The sequence below is a fragment of the Anaerovibrio lipolyticus genome, from assembly GCF_021531495.1.
Taxonomy (GTDB): domain Bacteria; phylum Bacillota; class Negativicutes; order Selenomonadales; family Selenomonadaceae; genus Anaerovibrio.
On record NZ_JADYTY010000006.1, the window covers coordinates 63,979 to 86,735 of the forward strand.

General features: G+C 43.6%; 22 protein-coding genes and 1 tRNA gene. 19 read left to right on the forward strand and 4 right to left on the reverse strand.

The genetic code is table 11. From position 1 onward, the window contains the following. Positions 1-2: 2 nt before the first annotated feature. The 5 genes from tyrS (at position 3) to I6E26_RS04000 (ending at position 5,376) form a co-directional block, all read left to right on the forward strand. Positions 3-1,223 carry a tyrosine--tRNA ligase gene (gene tyrS, locus I6E26_RS03980; protein ID WP_235320542.1) on the forward strand — a complete coding sequence of 407 codons (1,221 nt, stop codon included), beginning with the start codon at positions 3-5 and terminating at the stop codon, positions 1,221-1,223. A gap of 125 nt (positions 1,224-1,348) precedes the next feature. After that, positions 1,349-2,083: a YebC/PmpR family DNA-binding transcriptional regulator gene (locus I6E26_RS03985; protein ID WP_235320543.1), complete on the forward strand. Its 735-nt coding sequence runs from the start codon at positions 1,349-1,351 to the stop codon at positions 2,081-2,083. A 69-nt stretch (positions 2,084-2,152) separates the two neighbouring features. After that, on the forward strand, positions 2,153-2,647 hold the full coding sequence (gene ruvC, locus I6E26_RS03990; protein WP_235320544.1) for a crossover junction endodeoxyribonuclease RuvC: 495 nt from the start codon (positions 2,153-2,155) through the stop codon (positions 2,645-2,647). A 132-nt stretch (positions 2,648-2,779) separates the two neighbouring features. Continuing rightward, the gene (locus I6E26_RS03995; RefSeq protein WP_235320545.1) at positions 2,780-4,009 is read left to right on the forward strand and encodes an aspartate kinase; all 1,230 of its coding nucleotides are present in this window, start codon (positions 2,780-2,782) and stop codon (positions 4,007-4,009) included. 125 nt (positions 4,010-4,134) lie between these two features. Continuing rightward, the gene (locus I6E26_RS04000; RefSeq protein WP_235320546.1) at positions 4,135-5,376 is read left to right on the forward strand and encodes a pyridoxal phosphate-dependent aminotransferase; all 1,242 of its coding nucleotides are present in this window, start codon (positions 4,135-4,137) and stop codon (positions 5,374-5,376) included. Between the two features lie 69 nt (positions 5,377-5,445). Here I6E26_RS04000 and I6E26_RS04005 read toward each other — a convergent pair whose 3' ends face one another. Next, positions 5,446-5,706: a Txe/YoeB family addiction module toxin gene (locus I6E26_RS04005; protein ID WP_235320547.1), complete on the reverse strand. Its 261-nt coding sequence runs from the start codon at positions 5,704-5,706 to the stop codon at positions 5,446-5,448. After that, positions 5,706-5,966: a type II toxin-antitoxin system RelB/DinJ family antitoxin gene (locus tag I6E26_RS04010; protein ID WP_235320548.1), complete on the reverse strand. Its 261-nt coding sequence runs from the start codon at positions 5,964-5,966 to the stop codon at positions 5,706-5,708. Before I6E26_RS04010 ends, I6E26_RS04005 begins: the two co-directional genes overlap by 1 nt. A gap of 285 nt (positions 5,967-6,251) precedes the next feature. Between I6E26_RS04010 and I6E26_RS04015 the strand changes: the two genes are divergently transcribed. The 13 genes from I6E26_RS04015 to I6E26_RS04075 all read left to right on the forward strand — a co-directional run bounded on the left by I6E26_RS04015 (position 6,252) and on the right by I6E26_RS04075 (position 19,046). Beyond that, positions 6,252-6,887 (forward strand): DUF47 domain-containing protein, encoded by a 636-nt coding sequence (locus tag I6E26_RS04015; RefSeq protein WP_235320549.1) that lies wholly within the window; start codon positions 6,252-6,254, stop codon positions 6,885-6,887. Beyond that, the gene (locus tag I6E26_RS04020; RefSeq protein ID WP_268824788.1) at positions 6,880-7,875 is read left to right on the forward strand and encodes an inorganic phosphate transporter; all 996 of its coding nucleotides are present in this window, start codon (positions 6,880-6,882) and stop codon (positions 7,873-7,875) included. Before I6E26_RS04015 ends, I6E26_RS04020 begins: the two co-directional genes overlap by 8 nt. Positions 7,876-7,986: 111 nt before the next feature. After that, the gene (locus tag I6E26_RS04025; RefSeq protein WP_235320550.1) at positions 7,987-8,982 is read left to right on the forward strand and encodes a uridine kinase family protein; all 996 of its coding nucleotides are present in this window, start codon (positions 7,987-7,989) and stop codon (positions 8,980-8,982) included. A 113-nt stretch (positions 8,983-9,095) separates the two neighbouring features. Beyond that, positions 9,096-9,866 (forward strand): hypothetical protein, encoded by a 771-nt coding sequence (locus tag I6E26_RS04030; RefSeq protein WP_235320551.1) that lies wholly within the window; start codon positions 9,096-9,098, stop codon positions 9,864-9,866. A gap of 164 nt (positions 9,867-10,030) precedes the next feature. Next, positions 10,031-11,062, forward strand: a complete 1,032-nt coding sequence (locus tag I6E26_RS04035; protein ID WP_235320552.1) for an HlyD family secretion protein — start codon at positions 10,031-10,033, stop codon at positions 11,060-11,062. 229 nt (positions 11,063-11,291) lie between these two features. Beyond that, positions 11,292-13,178, forward strand: a complete 1,887-nt coding sequence (locus tag I6E26_RS04040) for a glutamine synthetase (protein WP_235320553.1) — start codon at positions 11,292-11,294, stop codon at positions 13,176-13,178. A gap of 891 nt (positions 13,179-14,069) precedes the next feature. Continuing rightward, positions 14,070-15,341: a dicarboxylate/amino acid:cation symporter gene (locus I6E26_RS04045; protein ID WP_235320554.1), complete on the forward strand. Its 1,272-nt coding sequence runs from the start codon at positions 14,070-14,072 to the stop codon at positions 15,339-15,341. A 91-nt stretch (positions 15,342-15,432) separates the two neighbouring features. Beyond that, positions 15,433-15,606 (forward strand): hypothetical protein, encoded by a 174-nt coding sequence (locus I6E26_RS04050; RefSeq protein ID WP_235320555.1) that lies wholly within the window; start codon positions 15,433-15,435, stop codon positions 15,604-15,606. A gap of 35 nt (positions 15,607-15,641) precedes the next feature. Continuing rightward, positions 15,642-16,505 carry an ABC transporter ATP-binding protein gene (locus I6E26_RS04055; RefSeq protein ID WP_235320556.1) on the forward strand — a complete coding sequence of 288 codons (864 nt, stop codon included), beginning with the start codon at positions 15,642-15,644 and terminating at the stop codon, positions 16,503-16,505. After that, positions 16,505-17,245 carry an ABC transporter permease gene (locus tag I6E26_RS04060; protein WP_235320557.1) on the forward strand — a complete coding sequence of 247 codons (741 nt, stop codon included), beginning with the start codon at positions 16,505-16,507 and terminating at the stop codon, positions 17,243-17,245. The genes I6E26_RS04055 and I6E26_RS04060 overlap by 1 nt, the downstream gene beginning before the upstream one ends. Positions 17,246-17,257: 12 nt before the next feature. Further along, complete coding sequence (locus tag I6E26_RS04065; RefSeq protein ID WP_235320558.1) at positions 17,258-18,025, forward strand: metal ABC transporter ATP-binding protein; 768 nt, start codon at positions 17,258-17,260, stop codon at positions 18,023-18,025. A gap of 3 nt (positions 18,026-18,028) precedes the next feature. Beyond that, a complete protein-coding gene (locus I6E26_RS04070; RefSeq protein WP_235320559.1) occupies positions 18,029-18,868 on the forward strand; it encodes a metal ABC transporter permease in 840 nt (279 codons plus the stop codon). 103 nt (positions 18,869-18,971) lie between these two features. Continuing rightward, positions 18,972-19,046: transfer RNA gene (locus tag I6E26_RS04075), tRNA-Arg, on the forward strand. Here I6E26_RS04075 and I6E26_RS11365 read toward each other — a convergent pair. Then, entirely contained in the window at positions 18,998-20,557 is a 1,560-nt protein-coding gene (locus I6E26_RS11365) for a recombinase family protein (protein WP_419179903.1), read from the reverse strand. The genes I6E26_RS04075 and I6E26_RS11365 overlap by 49 nt on opposite strands. Positions 20,558-20,685: 128 nt before the next feature. Here I6E26_RS11365 and I6E26_RS04080 point away from each other — a divergent pair, with 128 nt between their 5' ends. Then, a complete protein-coding gene (locus tag I6E26_RS04080; protein ID WP_235320560.1) occupies positions 20,686-21,639 on the forward strand; it encodes a hypothetical protein in 954 nt (317 codons plus the stop codon). Between the two features lie 286 nt (positions 21,640-21,925). On the opposite strand, the gene I6E26_RS04085 is transcribed toward I6E26_RS04080, so the two are convergent. Further along, positions 21,926-22,609, reverse strand: a complete 684-nt coding sequence (locus I6E26_RS04085) for a hypothetical protein (RefSeq protein ID WP_235320561.1) — start codon at positions 22,607-22,609, stop codon at positions 21,926-21,928. Positions 22,610-22,757 lie beyond the last annotated feature (148 nt).

Below are 22,757 nucleotides of genomic sequence, written 5' to 3' on the forward strand. Positions count from 1 at the left end.
AAGTGAGTACAAGTATTTTTGATGTATTGAAGGAAAGAGGCTATATTGCCCAATGCACCAACGAGGACGAAGTGCGGAAAATGCTGGCTAACGAGAAGGTAACCTTCTATATAGGCTTTGATCCAACAGCAGACAGCCTTCATGTAGGTCATTTTCTTGGCTTAATGGTTATGGCCCATATGCAGAGAGCAGGTCATCGTCCTATTTGTCTGGTAGGCGGCGGTACTGGTACTGTAGGTGATCCATCTGGTCGTACCGATATGCGCAAGATGCTTACAGATGAGGATATTGAGTACAATTGCAACCGCTTCAAGGAGCAGATGGCTAGATTTATTGATTTTAGCGACGACAAGGCTCTGATTGTCAACAACGGAGATTGGCTCCGCAAGCTGAACTACATTGAGCTGCTGCGGGATGTAGGACCTCATTTTACTGTTAATCGTATGCTGACAGCTGAGTGCTACAAGAATCGTATGGAAAAGGGCTTGACCTTCCTGGAGTTCAACTACATGATTATGCAGTCCTATGACTTCCTGGAGCTTCATCGTCGTTACAATCTGAAGCTGGAAATGGGTGGCGATGACCAGTGGTCCAATATTATTGGCGGTGTAGAGCTTACCCGTCGCAAGACAGGAGATGCGGTCTACGGTCTCACATTTACTCTGCTGACCAAAAGCGATGGCAAGAAGATGGGCAAAACTGCTGGTGGTGCTCTCTGGCTGGATAAGGAAAAGACTCCTGTCTATGATTTCTATCAGTACTGGCGCAATGTGGACGATGCTGATGTGGAGAAGTGCTTGGCACTTTTGACCTTCCTGCCTATGGAGGAGGTTCATCGCCTGGGCAGCCTGCAGGATGCCGCTATTAATGAGGCCAAGAAGGTACTGGCCTATGAGGTAACCAAGCTGGTACATGGTCAGGAGGAGGCAGACAAGGCTCAGGCTGCTGCAGAGGCTGTATTTGGCGGTTCCGGCTCCAATGAGAATATGCCTACCATTCAGCTGACTGCTGAGAATGAGGGCCAGAAGCTTTTGGATATTCTGGTGGGTGCTCAGGTATTTGAGTCCAAGGGCGAAGGCCGCCGCTTGATTAAGCAGAATGGTCTTTCTCTCAATGATGCCAAGTTGGCAGATCCAGATTACGTATTGACAGATGGGGATTTCACCGATGGTGAGGCTATTGTGAGAAAGGGCAAGAAGAAGTTCTACCGTCTAGTAAAATAATGCTATATGGCTGTAAGGCATATTTTCAGTTCATGCTCTTTGGGGCATAGGCTGTCAATATGCTGATTAACAGCTTTTTATCTGTCCTATGGACAGGCTATACAATAAACAAAGGAGTAATATACATGTCAGGACATTCTAAGTGGGCAAATATTAAGAGAAAAAAAGGCGCAAATGACGCAATTCGTGGCAAGATTACCACCAAAATCGGTCGTGAGATTACTATTGCTGTTCGTATGGGCGGTGCAGATCCTACCGGTAATATGCGTTTGAAGCTGGCTCTCAGCAAGGCCAAGTCTAACAATATTCCAAAGGACAATATCAATCGTGCTATCCAGAAGGGCCTGGGGGCATCTGATGGCAGCAATTATGAGGAGCTGACCTATGAGGGTTATGGTCCTGGCGGCACAGCTGTTATGCTGGATATTCTTACTGATAACCGCAATCGTACTGCAGCAGATATTCGTCACATCTTTTCCAAGCATGGCGGTAATCTGGGTGAGACTGGCTGTGTAGGCTGGATGTTCAAGAAGAGAGCCGTTTTCGTTGTAGAGAAGGAAACCTTTGATGATGAGGATGCCTTGATGGAGCTGGTACTGGAAGCTGGCGCTGAGGATCTGAAGAATGAGGATGATGTATTCGAAATTGTTGCAGAACCAGAGGCATTTGATGATATTGAAAAGGCTCTGGGCGAAAAGGGCATTGAGACCGTTTCCGCAGAGGTTACTATGGTTCCTGATAACACCGTTAAGGTTGAGGGTGATGCTGCTGTAAAGATGCAGAAGATGTTGGATGCTCTTGAAGAAAACGATGATGTTCAGGAAGTATACGGCAACTACGAAATGGACGAGGAAGAGTAAAATTTGATTTATGGGGGCTGCCACATTGCTATAATGTGACGGCTCCTTTTTTGCGAGGTGAATTTAGATATGCTGGCATTGGGCATAGATCCTGGCACGGCAATTTGCGGTTATGGTTTTGTGGAGGCTAGAGGCAGCAGGCTGATAGCTCATGAATATGGCGCTATTACCACCAGCCCCAAGGCGCCTATGCAGGATAGGCTGATGAAGATATACGACGGTCTGGATGAGCTGATAAAGAAGTATCAGCCAGATGCTATGGGAGTGGAGCAGTTATTTTTTAACCGCAATGTGGATACGGCTATTCCTGTAGGCCAGGCCAGGGGGGTTATTCTGCTAGCGGCAGCCAAGAACAATCTCCGTCTTATAGAGAGAACTCCTTTGCAGGTTAAACAGTCTGTAACAGGCTATGGCAAGGCCACCAAGGAGCAGGTTATCTATATGGTAACCAAGATTCTGAATTTGCCCAAGCCGCCTAAGCCTGATGATGTGGCAGATGCATTGGCAGTGGCCATTTGTACTTCCCATATGATGAACAGCTTTACATTTCGTAATAATTTATGAATGTATTCATGTATACATACGGTAAAATGTTAAAAAGTGTGTTTTTGAGGTAGACGAATGACTTTTTTTATATTATAATATAACTCGTTTGAAACGTATTCAGGCTAATAAACCTATTTTAGGGGGAGAGACATGGCTTTAATTGTTAAAAAGTTTGGCGGTAGTTCAGTAGGCTCTACTGAAAAGATTATGAATGTAGCCAAGAGAATTATTGAAGAAAAAAAGCCTGGTGACCAGATTGTTATGGTTGTATCTGCAATGGGTGATACCACAGATGACCTGATTGAGCTGGCCAAGGGCATAAATAGCAATCCTTATCAGTACTCCAGAGAGATGGATATGCTGCTGACCACTGGTGAGCAGGTTTCTATTTCCCTGCTGACAATGGCTTTCAAGAGCCTGGGCCAGAAGGCTATTTCTCTGACTGGTCCTATGGTAGGCATGCGTACCAATTCTGTTCATACCAAGGGCAAGATTGTAGATATTAAGCCATCCCGTGTCCGCAAGGAGCTGGAGAAGGGTAAGATCGTTGTTGTTGCAGGTTTCCAGGGCGCCGATGAAAAGGGCGATCCTGTAACTCTGGGCCGCGGTGGTTCAGATACCTCTGCTGTAGCATTGGCTGGTGCATTGAAGGCTGATGCCTGCGAAATCTATACAGATGTTGACGGTGTGTATTCTGCTGATCCTCGTCTGGTACCTGATGCTCGCAAGATGAAGGAGATTACCTACGATGAAATGCTGGAGATGGCTCGTCTGGGAGCTGGCGTTATGCAGCCTCGCTCTGTAGAGATGGGTATGTATTTCAACATTCCAATCCACGTTCGTTCAACCTTTACCAACAAACCAGGCACTATGATTAGGGAGGCATATACAATGGAAGAGAAGGATTTCTTAATTCGTGGCGTAGCCCATGATAGCAATGTAGCAAAGGTAGCAGTTCTGGGTGTTCCAAATGATCCAGGTGTAGCTCATGCTATTTTCTCCGCTTTGTCCGAGAAGAACATTGCTGTAGATATGATTGTTCAGAGTATCAGAAATATTGAGAAGAATGTAACTGATATGGTATTCACCATTACTCAGGATGATCTGGCTGAGGCTAAGAAGATTGTGGATGGCGTTGCTGAGAAGCTTCACGCTGTAGCTGTTCTCATTGAAGAGGATGTAGCCAAGGTTTCCATCGTTGGCGCAGGTATGCTGGGCAACCCTGGTATTGCTACCAGAATGTTTGGCGCTCTGGCTGATGCCAAGGTAAATATTGATGCTATCAGCACCTCTGAAATTAGTATTTCCTGCCTGATTAAGGGTTCTCAGCTGAAGGAAGCTGCCAATGCAATTCATAAGGAGTTCTTCCCAGAGAAGTAATTCTGCATTGAAATAGTTATATAAACAGCAGGTTTGCCAAGGCCTTGTGTTTTGGGTGCCTGCTGTTTGTAGGTTTTGATTTGTTATGAAATTTTGATATATCTAATATATAGGAGGCAATATATATGAGTTCTCAGGTTGCAACCAACCGTGTAGGTAAGAAGCTTGTTGATGTTATCTTTGGTGCCAGCGCTGCTTGCGGTGAGGCTATCAAGGAGCATGGTGCTGAGGCTGTTACCAATGCTACCATTGGTGCTATTATGGGCGAGGATGAGAAGCTGGCCTGCATTCCTACTATGGAGAAGGTTTTTCACAATCTGCCTATTGCTGATGCTATTGCTTATGCACCAATTGCTGGTTTGCCAGCTTATCTGAATACCGTTATTGACCTGACCTTTGCTGACAACAAGCCAGAGGGCCATCTGGCAGCCGTAGCTACTGCAGGTGGTACTGGTGCGATTCATCACGCTATTGTGAACTATTCTGAGATTGGTGATCAGGTATTGACCTCTGACTGGTTCTGGGGTACCTACAATGTACTGTGCCAGGAGCAGGGCCGCAGCCTGGCTACCTATAAGCTCTTTGACGAGAACCAGAACTATAATCTGGCTTCCTTGGCAGAGAAGATGGAGGAGCTTTTGGCCAAGCAGGATTCCCTGCTGTTGATTATCAACACTCCTGCTCACAATCCTACTGGCTACAGCCTGTCTGAGGCAGATTGGGATGGTGTACTGGAGCTGTGCAACAAATATGCAGCTCAGGGCAAGAAGGTTAATATTATGGTGGATATTGCCTATATTGACTATGCAGGTGAGAAGAACGAGAGCCGTCGCTTTATGAAGAAGTTCAGCAACCTGCCAGAGAATATCTTCACCATGTTTGCATTCTCTATGTCCAAGGGTTATACCATGTATGGTCAGCGTACTGGTGCTATTATCGGTTTGTCTGCCAACAAGGAGCTGGTTGACGAGTTCGTTAATGTAACCAAGTATTCCAGCCGTGCAACCTGGTCCAATATCAACCGTGGTGCTATGGCTGTACTTAGCAACATTCAGCAGGATCCAGAGCTGCTGGCTGCCTTTGAAAAGGAAAGAGATGATCTCTATGAGATTATTCGTGACCGCGCCGCTATCTTTATGAAAGAGGCCAAGGAATGTGGTCTGAATGCACTGCCATACAAGGCTGGCTTCTTCCTGTCTATTCCTGCCAAGGACTCCAAGGCTGTATGCGATGAACTCCACAAGGATCTGATTTTCGCAGTACCATTGAAGGCTGGCGTCCGCATTGCAGTATGCTCCGTACCAAAGAAAAAGATGTACGGCATGGCTGCCAAGGTGCTGAAAGCATTAAAGGCTGTAGAAGGCTGATAAAAAACACATAAATGTAGAAAACACTACTATTCATTAAAATAATTTGTGAATAGTAGTGTTTTTTAGTTAATCTTCATAATGATCACGACAGGAAAGAATTTCTAATTTATCATTATTGATTCTGTATACAAATCTGTTAGTGTCATCAATGTGGCGACTCCAAAAACCACTTAAATTACCTTTTAATGGTTCTGGCTTGCCAATACCTTCAAAAGGATTACGTTCTGTATCCTTGATAAGATTGTTAATGCGCTTTAAGGTTTTTTTATCCTGCGTTTGCCAGTAGATGTAGTCAATCCATGCTTCATCAAACCATATTTTATGCATTAGTCTACCTCGATAAGCTCATGTTCTGTTCCTTTTCCGGAATTTAGAGCCTCTATTCCGCGGCGTAAATGTGCCATGTTGGAATCAGAATAAAATGGATCTGAGGCTACAAGGGGAAATGGTAAAGTTCTAGTGCGGACAATAGCCTTCAGCAGCATTGTATAAGCGGTAGAAAGGGTAAAGCCCATATCATTACATAATGCCTCTGCTTGTCGTTTGAGATCAGGGTTTACGCGCATTGTAATAGTATCTGCTTTCATAATATCAACTCCTTTAAGTAAATTATAGCATGTTGTAAATACAAAGACAATACAAAATGCAATATACATTTGGTGCATATAGAAATGAAACTGTCGAAATTGGTGATGTTAAAATGAGAGAATATTAATTTTGTGATAAAACAAGGAAAAAAGTGCTGAAAAATGTGATTTTTTGAGGAAAAAAGGCAAGAATTTTGTGATGAGTTGTTTTTTATTGCACAGGAAAGGGATTAATGATAAAATAATAACGGAATAAGTATAATTTATCCTTAAAGGGGGATATACATGTTTGATTTAAAACCGAAAAAAAAGAGCAATGAGTTCTTTGAGCTGTTTGAAACCAGTGCTGATTATTTTTATCAGGGTGCTTTGTTGCTGGATGAAGTTATGATGGATCACCGCAAGGCGGACATCAAGGTGAAGGAGATTAACGATCTGGAGCATCAGGCCGATAAGGTAAACGATACCATTATTGACAAGCTGAACCAGACCTTTATTACTCCTATTGACCGTGAGGATATCTATGCCATTGCCAACGGCATGGATGACGGTGTAGACCAGTTGCAGGGAATGTTGCAGCGCATTGTTATCTATCATACCAACGAGGCAGCTAGAGAAGGAGCTTTGCGTCTTACCAAGCTGTTGATTGAATCCACAGCCGAGATAAAACGTGCTACTACACTTTTGCATGCCATTACCAAAAATCAGGATGAGCTTCTGAAGATTACTTCTCGTATTGACAAGCTGGAGAGCGAGGGAGACCATGTATTCCGCGGCGAGCTGGCTTATCTCTTTGAGAATTTCAAGGACCCTATTGAGCTGATAAAATGGAAGGACCTTTTGGAGGGATTAGAGGATACTCTGGATCACTGCGAAAAAATGGCAGATTTACTAAAAGGTGTGGTAATGAAGTATGCTTGATATTCATCCTTTTATAATTATTGTAGTGTTGCTGGCCTTGATATTCGACTTTATCAACGGCTTCCACGATACAGCCAATGCTATTGCTACCTCGGTATCTACTAGAGCCATATCGCCTAGTAAGGCCATTATTATGGCGGCAGTGCTGAACTTCCTGGGAGCTATGATTAGTACCGGTGTAGCCAAGACCATTGGTGGAGATATTGTAGTAGGAACCATTGAGGAACCGGTTATTATTGCTTCTTTGATGGGTGCCATTATTTGGAATCTGTTTACATGGAAAATTGGCTTGCCTAGCTCCTCTTCCCATGCCCTTGTAGGCGGTATGATTGGTGGTGTGCTCATGTCCGATATGGGTATGGCAGGTTTGAATTTTGCTGGTATCGGCAAGATTGTTATCGCTCTGGTAACATCTCCTTTGATTGGTATGGTAATGGGCTATATTATTATGACCATACTGTTTAGAATATTTGCCAATTCCAGCCCATCCAAGCTGAATCATCGCTTTAAGAAAATGCAGATTGTAACGGCAGCTACTATGGCCTTTTCTCACGGCTCTAATGATGCCCAGAAATCTATGGGTATTATTACCTTGGCTCTGTTTTCCGGCGGTGTAATCTCTGAGTTTGAGGTACCAAACATTGTTAAGATTCTGGCAGCTACGGCTATGGCTTTAGGAACCTCTCTAGGTGGTTGGAGTATTATCAAGACTGTGGGCGGTAAGATTTTCAAGCTGGAGCCTGTAAATGGCTTTGCAGCGGATTTGAATTCTTCCATCACAATTTTTACAGCTACCATGTTGCATCTGCCTGTTAGTACTACCCATGTAGTATCAGGCTCTATTATGGGTGTTGGTGCAGCCAAGCGTATTCACGCTGTGCGTTGGGGCGTTGCTCAGCAAATGGTTATGGCTTGGGTATTTACCATACCATGTACCGCGATTATGGGTGCCCTTTCTTATTTGGCTGTAATGGCCCTTTTTGGGTAAATCAAATAAAATTTTCTAGGAGAGTGGGAGCTCTCCTTTTTTTTGCAGGTTTTTTCAGATTTGTGTCGTATTATAGAGATTAGGAAATAAAATAAAAATAGGGGTGAGAATATGTCATTTCAGAAAACATTAGAAGCAAGTCAGGAATGGGCTAGAATTTTGCATTGTTCATATGTAACGGATTTGAATGAAATTGTGGAAAACGGAAATATTGGGGAGTTGATTAGAGTTTCGGAGGCTCTTCACGAAAAGCGTATTGCCAATATTGCCGATGAGATTGTCAGAAAGATTGCTACTAGGCGGTTGGTGCTGATAGCCGGCCCTAGCTCCTCTGGCAAGACCAGTTTTGCTCAGCGGCTTCGGGTGCAGTTGAGAGTTATGGGCTTGGAACCTGTTTCAATTTCTATGGATGATTATTTCCATAATCGGGAGGATACCCCCAAGAAGCCAAATGGAGAATATGATTTTGAATGTTTAGGAGCCATAGATTTGCCTCTGTTCAATCATGATCTGCAAAAGCTGTTGTCAGGGGAGCTGGTGCGTATACCGAAGTTTAATTTCAAAAAGGGTATTCGGGATAGCAAGCCATCGGCGGTGATTCAGCTCAAGCCTAATCAGCCTATTATTATTGAGGGGATTCATGGCCTAAATGACAGGGTAAGCAGCAGTATTCCTAGAGAGGAAAAGTTTAAAGTTTACGTTAGCTCCTTGACACCTTTGTACATGAATGAGGAGGTTCGTATTTCCACTACTCAGGCCAGATTGTTCCGTCGTATTGTGCGGGACTATCGCACCAGAGGTACATCAGCAGCTGAAACCATTCGCAGATGGCCAACAGTTCTGGAGGGAGAGCAGAAAAATATCTATCCATTCCAGGATGAGGTGGATGCTACCTTTAATTCTGCCTTGCTTTACGAGCTGGCTGTGTTAAAAAAATATGCTATGTACATGCTATCTGAGATTCCTCCAGAGGACGATGTTTATGGCAGAGCGGAGGAGCTGTTGGCATTCTGTCGGTATTTCAAGGCCATTATTGATGAAAAGGATATTCCGAATACCTCCATTTTGCGGGAATTTATTGGGGGTTCCTGTTTTGATGTAGGATAATCTAATCTGATTTTAATGAAACATTCAGGAATTTTTAAGACTGCCAGCATATACTATGTATGGTGAATAAAATATCCACAAGGATATAGGACATAGTAAAGGAGATGTTGGATATGAAAAATTTTTATAAAAAGCTCTTTGTAGGTTTGGCTGCGGGTGCCATTATTGTAACAGGCTCTACCATGCTGCTGGATACTGCCAATGCAGCTTCTAGTAGCAATAGGCCACGACCAGTAGTTACTCAGGAGCAGCCTCCACGGTATGATATTAATACTATGGCACAGGAACTGGCTGACAATTGTAATGTAAGCAAAGATGAAATTCTCAGCTATTGCAATAATGGAGGTTATTTCCATGAGGCTTGTAATGCAGCTTATATTGCCAAGCTTAGTGGCAAGTCCTTTACAGATGTGGTTAATGCCAAAACCAATATTAATAGCTGGCAGCAGGTAGCAGAGAAATTTGGTGTTACTCAGGAGGAGCTTTTGAATGAGCGCCGTTCCATGATGGCGGAACGTATAGCTGCCAACAGCAAGATTAATGCGGCTTCTGCCATGCAGCTGTTACAGGAGGGATATACCAGCAGGGATATTGGTATAGCAGCTGAGCTGGCGGATGCTTCTGGCAAGGATATTCATGCTGTTATGGATATGAAGAAGATTAACAATAGATGGGCTGATGTAGCCAAGGAGCTGGGGGTAGATTTTTCTACAATTGTGCCTCAGAGACCAGGTGGTGACCGGGGAATGGGCTATGGCAGACATCATGGGCATAACAGACCACATCATGGTCAAGGGTGGAACAATCCAGATGAAGAGCTGGACCCAGGTTTTACCTATCCGCCTAATGATTGCCCAAGAAGAGGAGATTGCCCTAACAACTAATCCTTGTATTAACCAGATTTTAGCTGGGAGAGTGGGATAAAGATATAAGTGACTGTCCTTGTGGCGGTCACTTTTTTCTTGAATTTTTCACATTAGAGGCTTATAATTACCCTTTACAGGGATGGTTTATAACCCTGTAGTTCTAAGGAAAGGCAGGAATTAATTTGGCTGAAAAGGATATTAGCAGAAAAATAAAAGGCCTGATAATCTGGGGTATTCCCTCATTGATTATCTTGGCAATTGTTGTGTCAAGTTTGGTGTGGTATACCATGTATGGCAAGGGAGATATGACTGTACGAGATGCTCAGGTGGCAAGTGATATGGTAGATGCCAAGGCCAGGGTAACAGGTACTGTGGATCAGATTTTGGTACAGGATGGAGATGTGGTTAAGGCTGGGGATGTGATTGCCACTGTGAAGATAAATGTAACAGATGAGCAGATTAAACAGCTGCAACAGACTGTAGAACTGTCCCAGCGAAATCTGGAGCAGGTGAAAAAAGGTGTTACTGTACAGACACCTAGAATGGTAAGCCAGCCATCCAGTGGGGCTTCCAGTGCAGAGGTGGAACGAGCTAGAAGCCGTATGGAGCGCATGAATCAGCTTTATGAAATGGGTGCTATTAGTGCTGTCAAGCGAGATCAGGCTGCAGCTGAATACCAGTCTATAGCGGCTTCGGCAGCCAGTGCCCAGAGTCAGTCTGCCGTAACCTATGATACGACTGTGCAGGCAGCCAATCCGGAAACCATCAAAAGAGCAGAGCTGCAGGTAAAGCAGGCTCAGGCTGCTTTGGACAAGGCTAAGGGCGCTGGAGCTGCCACAGAGATTACGGCTCCTGTGGATGGTGTGGTTCATTTGGGAGATATTGCTCAGGGTACTGAGGTTCAGGCAGGGCAGGCTGTAGCCAGTATTGGTAGTTCTGATGAAATGTGGATAGAGGTCTATCCAACCCAGGAACAGCTGGACAAAATTCGTTTGGGACAGGCTGTTGATTATTATGTGGATAGGGAAAAATATCATGGTCTGGTTATTGATATTATTGAACCAGAAGCTGAGGAGCAGGAACAGCAGGCCAATACTGAGGGACAGCAGGTAGAGGAAAATAAACCAATTGTGAAGATTTCCATATCTCAGGAGAATAAGGGGCTGTTTTCTGTAGGGCAGCCTGCAGAAGTTAGATTTTTGCAAAAAGGATGATAGGGTGTTAAAACTATGAGGGGTTAGATGCTGAATATTTGGTATACAAAAAACTTTGTAAAATACCTTGTCAAAGCAGATTTTATATGCTAATATAATTCATGTAAGCAAGTTAAATATTCTACGGCAATGAAGCCGCACAGAGATATATGGTCTGGGACCTTTTTTCTGTGCGGTTATTTTTATTGCCACAGTTAGTCAAGGATAATAATGAAAAGGTGGTTTTAAAATGGAAGATTTACTGTATGTCATCCCTGCGAATTCTGAGAAGAAGGATATTGTAGCCATGCTGGAGGCTCATCCAGAGATTAAATTTGTTTCTCTGGTTGGTATTGACCATGCAGGTAACGATACTGATGAGAAGATTCCTGTAAGAATTTTCTTGAAGGATATGGATGATTTCTATGCTGGTTCAGCAGTACAGACAGATGGTTCTTCTGTTGTGTTGGCTGGTATTGCAACTCTGAACAATGCCAAGGTTGATATGCCTATTGATCCATCCGTAAACTGGTTTGTTGATTATAATTTTGAGAATTATGACGAGGAAACTGATAAGCCAATCGGTACTCTGCGTATTCCTGCTTTCCTGATTCATGAGGGCAAGCGCGTAGATTCCCGTGCTGTTTTGAAGGATACCTTGGATTATGTAAAGAAGGAATTGCTGAACATCTTCCATACTGCTGGCACTATTTCCGGTTTGGAGCATATCAACGGTGCAGATGTTAAGGATATTTGCTTCACTTCCGCTACTGAGCTGGAGTTCTGGGTAAAGACTCCGCTGGAGGATGCCAACATTGAGGAAATGTCTGCTTCCCAGGTAATGCAGGAGCAGTATTGGCAGCGTACCCACGGCATTGTCCGCAATGCTTTGGAGCAGGCTGTACTGCTGTTGGATAAGTATGGTCTTAGCGTTGAGATGGGCCATAAGGAAGTTGGCGGTATCAAGGCTCATTTGGATGAGTCCGGTCGCATGGTCAGCGTATGTGAGCAGATTGAGGTTGACTGGAAGTATGCTGATGCCCTGCAGGCTGCTGATAACGAGCTGATTGTCCGCACTCTAGTTCGTGAAGTATTCCGTATGAATGGCTTGGAGGTTTCCTTTAAGGCTAAGCCAATGATTGGTCTGGCTGGTAATGGTGAGCATACTCATATTGGTATGGGTGCTATCATGAAGGATGGCAAGTTCTATAACCTGTTTGCACCAAAGGATATGAAGGCTGACTTTATGAGTGCTATTGGTTATGGTGCTATCATGGGTCTTTTGAAGAACTATGAGGTTATTAACCCATTTGTATCTGCTACCAATGACTCTTTGAATCGTTTGAAGCCAGGCTTCGAGGCTCCTGTATGTATTGTTACCTCTCTGGGCCACACTCCTGCTGTTCCATCTCGTAACCGTACTATCTTGGCTGGCCTGATTCGTGATATTAACAATCCTGCCGCTACTCGTTTCGAGCTCCGTGCTTGCAACCCATATACCAATACTTATCTGGTACTGGCTGCTATTTACTCTGCTGCATTGGATGGTATTAAGTATTCTGCTTACAAGACCACTACTGAGCTGTTGGCTGAGTTGTCCAAGGAAGCTGGTGATGAGGCTGGCTATCTGGAGAAGAATCGTGCTTATCGCTCTGAGAAGGATGTATTCGAGGATTATACCGAGGAAGAGCGTAACCGTCTCTTTGGTGCACCTCCTGCTACTGTTTGGGAGAACCTGTCTGGTTTGGATAACTATCCTGAGAAGCGGGCTGCTGTATGTGCTGCTGGTGCCTTCACAGATGCTATTATTGAAGCCTTCAAGGCTGGTGCTCTGGTTCGTTGGCAGACTGAGTTGATTAGCCGTATTATCCCAGAGAATCGCGATATTGTTCGTGCTTGCAAGGAAATCGTTTCTGACTATGTTACTGATCAGGATTCCTACAACTGGAACAAGATTAATGGCCTCCGTTGCTATCTGGCCAAGGACAGCATTGATGAGAAGTCCCTCTTCACTCTGTTAAAGACTGCTCTCTTGGAGGGTGATTATGAGACTGCATCTGGCCTGCAGGTTGAGATGTATGACAAGATGGAGGAGCTGAAGGCTCTCTATGATGCATATCAGAAAAATATGATTTGACCTGAGCTGTTGCTTCATAGGTTGAAGGGATAAAAATAACGGCCTTTCAGAGTTAGAGTCTAACTTTGAGAGGTCGTTTTTTTGCCAATTTCTGATTTGGCGGGTTGACTATTTCCCTAAGGATGTAAATATAATTTGATATGGCAAAATTTCTCGAAATACAGCCTGCGGTCATAACGACTTTTGCTCTGTCCGACTTAATGGCCCTAACTGATGGGATATCCTTACGCATCAGTACCGCTTGTCGCTGAGCCAATTCACAGAGGCCGTAATGATAGAGAGTGCCACCGGGCCACTTTTGCTACGCAAAAGCAGGAGTCTCCCGACGCAAAAGTGTCATGCCCCTCCGGCTGTTGCCGAATCACCAAGGCTTATCGATACTATCAATCCCAATAATTCTGCTATTTTCGTAATAATAGGTTGTTCCAAATTGTGCCAAAGCAGGAAGGTGCAATGAATATGCTAATAAGCGGTATGGGAGTACCCTGCACAGGTACTCTTCGCGCCTCGGTACTTAGCGATTCATGAGCTTTCGGGGCGTCAGCCACGAATTGCCTCATGAGAGCTTTAGTACCGCTAGGCGAGAAAAGTAGCGAGAGCGTGCCTGAAAGGGTACTCCCATATCGCCATTAATAGTGATATAGGTTTGCACATCAATATAGCGAGAGCGTGCCTGTAAGGGTATATGCCATGCCTGCAGAAATCGTATATGTATGCCATTGCTAAGATTAGCATTTGGCTCGACAAATCAGAATTTCAGTGATTAAATTATAGAGTGTGTTTGATAATATTTTGTATACAATTTGACATATCCGACGCAATGTGGTAAAGTACAATACATAGTTTTAATATATGTTATAAAGATGTTTTAGCTGAAGGAAGGTTATATTTATGGAAAATAATAAGTCTGTTGAGGAGACTGCCAAGGAGGCCATGGCCAAGAACAGTCCTCAGGCTCAGAGAAAGCAGCTGATACTTTGGTTTGGTGCTTTGCTAATAGGTGCTGTTTTGGGCTGGATGCAGATACCGTCTCTCAATGGTTTCTTTGATTTTGTGGCTACCGTATTTACCAGATTATTTCAGTTTATCGCTGTGCCAACTATTGCCTTGGCTGTTATTACTACCTTGGCAGAGCTGGGAGGTAAGAAGGAAACCGGTAAAATATTTATCCATGCCGTTACTTATACTCTGCTGACTACTTTTTCAGCAGCATTGGTAGGGTTGGTTCTCTACAATATTATTGCTCCTGGTAATTTGCCAGCGGATATTGTTGGCGCAGCTGCTGGGGATGTACCTCAAAAGCTGGAGAAGCTGACATATTATGAGCATTTTCTCTCAGTAATTCCTAACAATGTGCTGCAGCCATTTCTGGCTGGCAACGTGCTTTCTGTATTGTTGATTGCAGCCTTTGCAGGCTTGGCTTTGGCCTTTATGCCTAAGACTGATAATAGAGAGGTGCTATTGAAGGGCATCAAGGGCTTGCAGGAACTGCTTTTCACCATGATAAGAGGTATTCTCTATGTTTTGCCTATTGGTATTTTGGCCTTTGCGGCTCAGCTTTCCGCTCAGATTGAGGCTGGTGTTATTGTGGGTTCTCTGGGCAAATATGTGGCTGTAGTGCTGGGGGGCAATATGATTCAGTTCTTCATTGTACTGCCATTATTTTTGTTGGTTAGAGGTTTGAATCCTTTGTATGTTTTCCGTCAAATGTCCCCAGCGGTGGCTGTAGCTCTCTTTACTAAAAGCTCTGCTGGTACCTTGCCAGTTACTCTGGCTTCTGCAGAAAATAATCTGAAGGTGAATACCAAGGTTTCTCGTTTTGTTCTGCCTATTTGCACCACTATTAATATGAATGGCTGTGCGGCTTTTATATTGACCACATCCTTATTCGTTATGCAGAATGCAGGCATTGAGCTGACTATGGGCACTATGATTACCTGGCTTTTTGTAGCTGTGCTGGCAGCAGTAGGTAATGCAGGTGTGCCAATGGGCTGCTATTTCCTTACCCTGTCTCTTATGTCATCTTTGGGAGTGCCTCTGGGAATAATGGGTATTATTCTGCCTATCTTTACAGTTATTGATATGATTGAGACAGCAGAAAATGTTTGGTCTGATTCCTGTGTATGCGCCATGACGGATCATGATTTGCAGGGAAAAATCTAAATCGATTTTGAGAAGCTCCAGCAGGGGCTTCTTTTTTTCTTGTTGACAATGAGTTATAATGTTAGTTACAGATCAATCATGGAGGCAAAATATGGTAAAGTTAATGGGGTATTATCAGCTGCCAGGCAGTATGCCTGTGCAGGTTAGCTTTGAGGATTTGCCAGAGGAAAATATGGATGCCCATGTGGTAAAAAATACAAGATTCAGCAGTTGGAAGGAAATGCTGGATGTAGCTACTGATACTTATGTACGAAAAGTAAAATGAAATGAGAAATTAGTAAAAATTGGCAGGTGATATTTTTGATAAAAGTTAAGGGATTGACCAAGGAATTTATTCGTAAGGGCCGGGATGGCAAAATGACCGCCAAGAAGGCTGTGGATGATTTGTCCTTTGAAATTGCCCAGGGAGAAATTTTTGGCTTGCTGGGACCTAATGGTGCAGGCAAAACAACTACCATTAGAATGTTGACCATGCAGACAAGGAAAACTTCTGGGGATATTCAATATAATGGTATATCCATAGAAAAGAATGAGAAGGCCATTAAGGCTATGATTGGGGTAGTACCGCAGCATATAAATTTTGATATGGATTTGACAGTGGGGCAGAATATGGAGCTTCACGGCAGACTGCATCATATGGATAAGCAGCAGCGGCAGAAGAGAATACAGGAATTGCTTCACTATATTGAGCTGGAAGATACTGTGAATATGTCTCCAAGACAGCTGTCAGGGGGCATGAAAAGACGGCTTTTGATAGCCAGAGCCTTGATTCACAAACCACAGATTTTGTTTATGGATGAGCCTACAGTGGCCTTGGATCCCCAGGTTCGCCATCGTATATGGGATTTGATACGAGAAATGGCGGCTCAGGGCGTAACCGTGCTGTTGACCACCCATTATATTGAGGAAGCGGAAAAACTTTGCAATAGAGTAGCTATTATCAACAAAGGTAAGCTGGTGGATATAGATACACCAGCCTCCTTCTGTCAGCAAATGGGACGCTATACTGTGGAATGGCAGACAGAGGAAGGTCGTCAGTTCAAATTCTTTGATAGCAAGGAGGAGGCAGCTGGCTTTGCCGCTACATTGGACTCCTCCCATATTCGTCGTTCCAATCTGGAAGATGTATTTATAGAGTTAACTGGCCGAAGGGAGGGTATATAATGCTTTGGCAGGATATATGGACTGTCTTTTGGCGGGATTGGGTTGTACTGCGCCGTAGACTTAAAAAATTTATTTTTAGCCGTATGGTGGCTCCTTTGTTATATATGGTAGCCTTTGGCTGGGGGCTGGGCCGTAGTATACAGGTAACAGGTGGTTCCTATTTGGACTTTTTAGTACCAGGTATTTTGGCGCTAAATTCCATGAACATCAGCTTTAATAGTGTTACACCGGTACATTCAGAAAGGATTTATCACAAAAGCTTGGAAGAATATATTATTGCGCCGGTAATCCCAGAGGCTTTTGTTATTGGCAAGGTGCTGGCTGCAGTGTTGCGAGGTTTGATTTCCTCAGCTATTATTTTGTTTTTGGCAGGATTATTTGGAGCTCAATTGCAGTTGTCGGCACTGTTTTTGTTGGTTTTGGTGCTGAATTGCATTATATTTTCGGAGATTGGCTTTTTTGCGGCCATGACCATTAGTACCTATGAGGAAATGGGCCAAGTGAATACCTATATTTTGCTGCCTATGTCCTTTCTGTGTGGCACATTTTTCTCAGTGCATACTCTGCCGGATTTGGTACGCTATGCTATTCAGATGCTGCCATTAACCCATACCAGCTATTTGTTACGGGGGATTGCCCTGTCTCAGCCAGTGGCCTTGACATCAGTGATAGTATTAATATTATATGCATTGCTGTTTTTCGGTATGGCTCGCTGGGCTTATCTTAGATTGACCAAATAAAGAGGATTGTTTATGTTAAAAAAGCTTTTTCATCATGCCAGCTCCCAAAAGGATTGCGCTAGATTGTGCTGTACTAAAATAGAGAATTTTGGTGTCAAGGCAGGCAGATTGGTGATTTTTGAAGATGTAAATATACATGTTCACTGTGGCCAGCTAACTGCCATTATCGGGCCTAATGGAGCAGGCAAAAGTACCCTGCTGAAGGCTATATTGGGAGAAATTCCCCACACGGGCAAATTGAAATATACAGATGCTAAGGGAAAGCATACAGGAAATCCAGTTATTGGCTATGTGCCTCAGTATTTGAAATTTGATGTTAGCGCTCCTATTACGGTACAGGATTTGTTTGCGGCCTGTCTTAGTCAAAGGCCTGTGTGGCTGCTGCCGGTAAAAAATAGGCAGGAAATCATCAGATGCCTGAGTCGTGTTAGAGCGGCAGAGTTAATAGACCGCCGTTTAGGGGCCTTGTCCGGCGGTGAACTGCAGCGGGTATTGGTGGCCCTGGCCTTAAATCCTATGCCGGATTTACTGCTGTTGGATGAACCTGTATCAGGTGTGGACCAAAATGGTTTGGAAATTTTCTATGAAATTTTGGAGGATTTGCAAAATAATGAGGATATGGCTATTATTCTTGTGTCCCATGATTTGAATATGGTGGCTCGTCATGCAGATCAGGTTGTTTTGATGGACAAGGGTGTGGTATGCAGCGGTACATCAAGAGAGGTATTTCAGGATGCCAGAACCCGCAAGATTTTTGGTATGCTGGCTGAGGGGAGATAATTAATGGATATCATATACGATTTATTGTCAATGCTGCCCTTTGATTGGTTAAGCTATGGTTTTATGAAAAATGCCTTGCTGGCGGTGCTTTTGATAACCCCATTATTTGGCCTGCTAAGTACAATGGTGGTGTCCAATCGCATGGCTTTTTTCTCTGATTCCTTGGGGCATGGTGCCTTTACAGGCTTGGCCTTGGGCGCGATTCTGGGGATTTTTTCACCTACTATGTCCTTGATTTTGTTTTCTGTAGTTTTTGCCCTGCTGATTACTTGGATAAAAAATAATAGCACCGCTTCCACAGATACGATTATTGGCGTTTTTTCTTCTGTAGGTATTGCAGCTGGTTTGATGATGATGTCCTATGGCGGTGGCTTCAACAAATATTCCAGCTATCTTATTGGTGATATTCTGAGTATTACTCAGGAGGAAATTCAATCCTTGGGTTTGGTGCTGGTGGTTGTTCTTTTGGCCTGGGGATGGATATTCAACCGCTTGTTGATACTTAGTGTTAATAGTTCCTTTGCCAGAAGTCGTGGTATTTCTGTTATGCTTGTAGAGGGCGTATTTGCGGCAATGGTGGCTGTGGTAGTAGCCATTAGTATTCAATGGGTGGGCCTGTTGATTATTAATTCCCTGCTAGTACTGCCGGGAGCGGCAGCGAGAAATGTAGCTCAGAGCGTGAAGCAATATCATCTGTTTTCTGTAGCCTTTGCTATGGTGGCAGGTATAATCGGTCTGGTGCTGGCCTATTATTTCAATATGGCTGCCGGTGCTACCATTGTGGTGATTGCAGCAGGTATCTTCTTTGCCACCCTGCTGTTAAAGGGGAAAATGGCCAAATAGGCTATTGGTATAACTAATTCTTGCCATAAAGGAGAAATTGTGTTATACTATTTGAGTCGCTGGTGAAAGGGATGTATCCTTGTGTGGCGATGATTCAAAATGTGCGCTCGTAGTCCAGTGGATAGGACGTTAGCCTCCGGAGCTGAAAGCGTGGGTTCGACTCCCGCCGAGCGCACCAGCTGACTCCAACTTTTCCAGTCTGTCATCGACTGGTGTGAAACGGTATCCGATAGTAATATTGCTATCGGATACTTTTATTTTGTCTACAAATGCGGCAATAGTGCCTGCAATATTAGGAGCTTTGCCTGTGGCCATTTCTTTCCGGTAGCGTTCAATGTATTTTCTGATGGTTGCTCTGGAGATACTAGCAGGCCGTACAGCCTCTTTTTTCTCTATCTGCTTAGAGTAATTGCTGTATTCTTCTTTCATGGCTCTATAGCGCTCTCTGGCCCTATCATCCACATTGCCACCGTCACATACAAAGTCATAAAACTTATCTATCTTTCTATCAATGGCTGCCAGCTTCTTTTTCAGCTCAGCCAGCTCTGCATCAGTATTTTCTACCATTTTTTTGTAGCTGATTTCTACTTTGTCCATCAGCTGATCCAAAGTATCTTCATCGAGGAAAAGTTCTTGAATCTGGCTGATAACTAGATCTTCTAGCTTATCAGCGGAAATGGATTTATTGGGGCATACATTGGTGCCAAGACGGGTTTTTTTAGGACACCGGTAGTAACGGTATTCCTTGCCGTATTTGTTCTTTGATGTATCGCCTGTCATAGCTTGACCGCAATGCTCGCAAATAATCAAGCCGGACAGCAGATATTCTCTTTTAGCTCTATTGGCACCTTTACGGCGCTTTCTCATTTGCATTTTTTCCTGTGCTTCCATAAAAATCTCCTTATCTATAATCGCAGGGCATACATCCTCAATAATCAGCATATCATCAGGATCCGGGCGGTGGTTGTTCCTCTTTCCTGATGCCGTCATGGTGTTCTTACCTAGAATAGCCGTACCAATGTAACGGCGGTTTATCAGCAGGTCGTGGAGAGAATTTTTCCCGAATAGGTTTCCGAGACGGGTACGGAATCCCATACCATTGAGTTTCTTGGCAATCTGTAGATAGCCATAGCCAGCGTTGTACATATCAAAGAGGATCCGCACAGCTTCAGCTTCGTGCGCATCTATCTCATAATGCTTATCAGCTGTGTATCTGTAGCCGAATAAGGGGCGCCCACCTGTGGACTTTCCTTGCCGTACATTTTCTCTAAGGCCTTTCTTGGCTTCTTTGGATAGATTGCGGGAGTAGTAGGCTGCCAAGCCGATAAGAGTGTTGTTCATCAGCGCACCCTCTGGAGTGCTGGCATCAAATCCCTGGGCGGCAAAGGCAAGCTGTACACCGTAGGATTCCAGTTTGTGGCGGTTGCTGTAGTAATCAAACTCGTTACGGCCGATGCGGTCGACTTTATGGGCAATTACCATCTCAAACATCCCTGCTTCTGCATCTCGAAGCATCTGCTGAAACTGTGGCCTGTGGTCATTGGTGCCTGTCATGGCCTCGTCAGCATACTCTTTGATAATAGTATAGCCATATCTTTGACAATACTCTCTGCAAGCTCTCAGTTGAGCTACAATAGATTCAACCCGCTTATTATCTGATGAATAGCGGGCATATAGTGCAACAATCATAGATAAAAACTCCTTTCAGGTTCATACAACATAAAAATATTTCCTCAATGCGTGTCAATAATGACACAAAAACTGATTGACTGGCCAATTTCCACCGTATATAATTCCTATAAGGGGAGGTGATGATAATGTGCAACATGCAAAAAGCCAGAATTGCCTATGCAGGTCCTGCATTGACAGATGGCGAAATGGATGTCAGGGAACTTGCTCCAGCGCTTATTGCCTTTGCTGAATTTGTTTCCAATGCTGGCAAAGCTATAGGCTGTGAGCGAAATATAAAGGTCATGCTCAATCAGGACAGTCTCAACAAAGGCTCCTTTGACATAACATTTATTCTTAACATGAGCATCCTGGAACAGGCAAAGCTATTCATGGAAGGTTCTAAAGCTACAGGGCTGGATGACCTGATGGCTGTTCTTGGCTATGTTGCCAATGCAGGCGGCACTTTTGCAGCTGTTAAAAGCGTTTTTGAATTGATTTCCGTCATCGGAAAAAGAGCAATGACGAAAATCACGAAAAAATCTTCTGATACCTCTGAAATTCACCTTGATGATGGGACGAAAATAGAGGTCAATATAAACACATTAAAAGTATTTCTTGATGCTGGATGCCGAAAAAGTATTGAAGGCATCATCAGGCCGTTGGAAACTGCTGGGATAGATTCCTTCGAGGTAAGAAATCCGGCAGACAAAACCGACAAGAAGCCTGTTGCCACGGTAAAAAAATCAGAAGCAGAGCTGTTTAAGGCACCTCCTGCTAAAGATATAACCGAGGAGCTCCCAGAAGCGCAATCACAGGAAATGCTTGTAAAATTAGTCACTATCAATTTTGAGCAGGGAAAGTGGAAGGTTACTGATGGAACAAACCCTGCTATATGGGTGACTATTGCCGATGAAGCGTTTCTCAGCCAGATAAGCAATCATGAGCTTACATTTGGCAGCGGGGATATGCTCCGCATTGTTTATCGACATGTACAAAAGCTGAAGAATGGCATCCTTTCATCTGAGTACATAGTGGATAAGATACTGGAGGTTCGTCCGGCACCGAGGCAGATAAAACTTGATTTTGAATATGAGGAATAGTCTCGAGCTACCGCAACTATCTTGCAATACTGGATAGTTGCGGTATTTTTATGAAAAGCTTTGTGCGCTGGTAGGCACATTAGCAATTTTTATAGACAGCATAAATATCACATCCTTTTTGTATCGCACTTCTTATGAAGCGATGGTATAATATAAGAAAAGTATCGCAGAAAGTGAGTTGATGATAATGTATAGGCTGATATTCGATATTGTTGCAGTAGTTATGGGCGCAGCTGGAATTCTAAAAATGTCTGGGGCTCCTTTACTAACTGCAAACATCTTGCTCCTATTCCTTATCTCTTGGGATGCGGTGAGAGATTATATACGCAAGTATAATGATAAGTGAACTTAATTGGTTAATACCGGTTCGTACAGGCTCATCGATGAATGGTGAAATGAAATTTAAATATTGCGCTAATTTCAACAGATACTGGTGCAAATTAGATATTGTAACTGTGTCTTTAAGCTTTGATAGCAGTTCCTGAATGTATTGCTCAATAGACTTCTCTTCATCCATTTCAACAGACAAAATACTATCAACCTGTTGATAAGAATCGGGATGCTCAGTGTGAAGATATTCCAAAGCGGGGAGTATCATTGACATATTTGATACTGCTGGAGGTATTATAACGGCTGGCATAAAACGCTCTAAATGGAGAAAAGTATTTTGCATCTTAATCAGCGAAGGAACTCTGTTAATATAGTCTAGCGTTCTTTGATATTCAGCCATTGTTTCAACTATAGACATATATGGTTGTTGATACATTGCAACGGCACTAATAGCAGGGTGGAATGCTTCTGCTGCAGTAGCATACACCTGTGTAAGATGTGCCGTAAGCGTCGCACTCTGCATAGCCAACGGAGCGTAGGATGGTATTTTCATGCCATGCTGTAAGGCTTTTAGTGCTGGCGGGTTGTATATATGTTGTATATTGTTTATCAATGTTAAATAGTTCTCAATGGTAGTCAATTATATTGACTCCTTTCTCATAGCCGTCCTCCTGGGTGGCTTATTTTTATGCCCTTGCTATATCAGATTTCAAGATATAGACAGCATAAATATCACATCCTTATGAAACACTAACACCTAGCTCCTGGCATAGTGCTTTTTGCAATAC

Excerpts from the sequence above, each read along its gene's own strand:
- I6E26_RS03985 (WP_235320543.1), top strand. The coding sequence starts at position 1,349 with ATGTCAGGACATTCTAAGTGGGCAAATATTAAGAGAAAAAAAGGCGCA.
- ruvC (WP_235320544.1), top strand. The coding sequence starts at position 2,153 with ATGCTGGCATTGGGCATAGATCCTGGCACGGCAATTTGCGGTTATGGT.
- I6E26_RS03995 (WP_235320545.1), top strand. The coding sequence starts at position 2,780 with ATGGCTTTAATTGTTAAAAAGTTTGGCGGTAGTTCAGTAGGCTCTACT.
- I6E26_RS04000 (WP_235320546.1), top strand. The coding sequence starts at position 4,135 with ATGAGTTCTCAGGTTGCAACCAACCGTGTAGGTAAGAAGCTTGTTGAT.
- I6E26_RS04005 (WP_235320547.1), bottom strand. The coding sequence starts at position 5,706 with ATGCATAAAATATGGTTTGATGAAGCATGGATTGACTACATCTACTGG.
- I6E26_RS04010 (WP_235320548.1), bottom strand. The coding sequence starts at position 5,966 with ATGAAAGCAGATACTATTACAATGCGCGTAAACCCTGATCTCAAACGA.
- I6E26_RS04015 (WP_235320549.1), top strand. The coding sequence starts at position 6,252 with ATGTTTGATTTAAAACCGAAAAAAAAGAGCAATGAGTTCTTTGAGCTG.
- I6E26_RS04020 (WP_268824788.1), top strand. The coding sequence starts at position 6,880 with ATGCTTGATATTCATCCTTTTATAATTATTGTAGTGTTGCTGGCCTTG.
- I6E26_RS04025 (WP_235320550.1), top strand. The coding sequence starts at position 7,987 with ATGTCATTTCAGAAAACATTAGAAGCAAGTCAGGAATGGGCTAGAATT.
- I6E26_RS04030 (WP_235320551.1), top strand. The coding sequence starts at position 9,096 with ATGAAAAATTTTTATAAAAAGCTCTTTGTAGGTTTGGCTGCGGGTGCC.
- I6E26_RS04040 (WP_235320553.1), top strand. The coding sequence starts at position 11,292 with ATGGAAGATTTACTGTATGTCATCCCTGCGAATTCTGAGAAGAAGGAT.
- I6E26_RS04045 (WP_235320554.1), top strand. The coding sequence starts at position 14,070 with ATGGAAAATAATAAGTCTGTTGAGGAGACTGCCAAGGAGGCCATGGCC.
- I6E26_RS04050 (WP_235320555.1), top strand. The coding sequence starts at position 15,433 with ATGGTAAAGTTAATGGGGTATTATCAGCTGCCAGGCAGTATGCCTGTG.
- I6E26_RS04060 (WP_235320557.1), top strand. The coding sequence starts at position 16,505 with ATGCTTTGGCAGGATATATGGACTGTCTTTTGGCGGGATTGGGTTGTA.
- I6E26_RS04065 (WP_235320558.1), top strand. The coding sequence starts at position 17,258 with ATGTTAAAAAAGCTTTTTCATCATGCCAGCTCCCAAAAGGATTGCGCT.
- I6E26_RS04070 (WP_235320559.1), top strand. The coding sequence starts at position 18,029 with ATGGATATCATATACGATTTATTGTCAATGCTGCCCTTTGATTGGTTA.
- I6E26_RS11365 (WP_419179903.1), bottom strand. The coding sequence starts at position 20,557 with ATGATTGTTGCACTATATGCCCGCTATTCATCAGATAATAAGCGGGTT.
- I6E26_RS04080 (WP_235320560.1), top strand. The coding sequence starts at position 20,686 with ATGTGCAACATGCAAAAAGCCAGAATTGCCTATGCAGGTCCTGCATTG.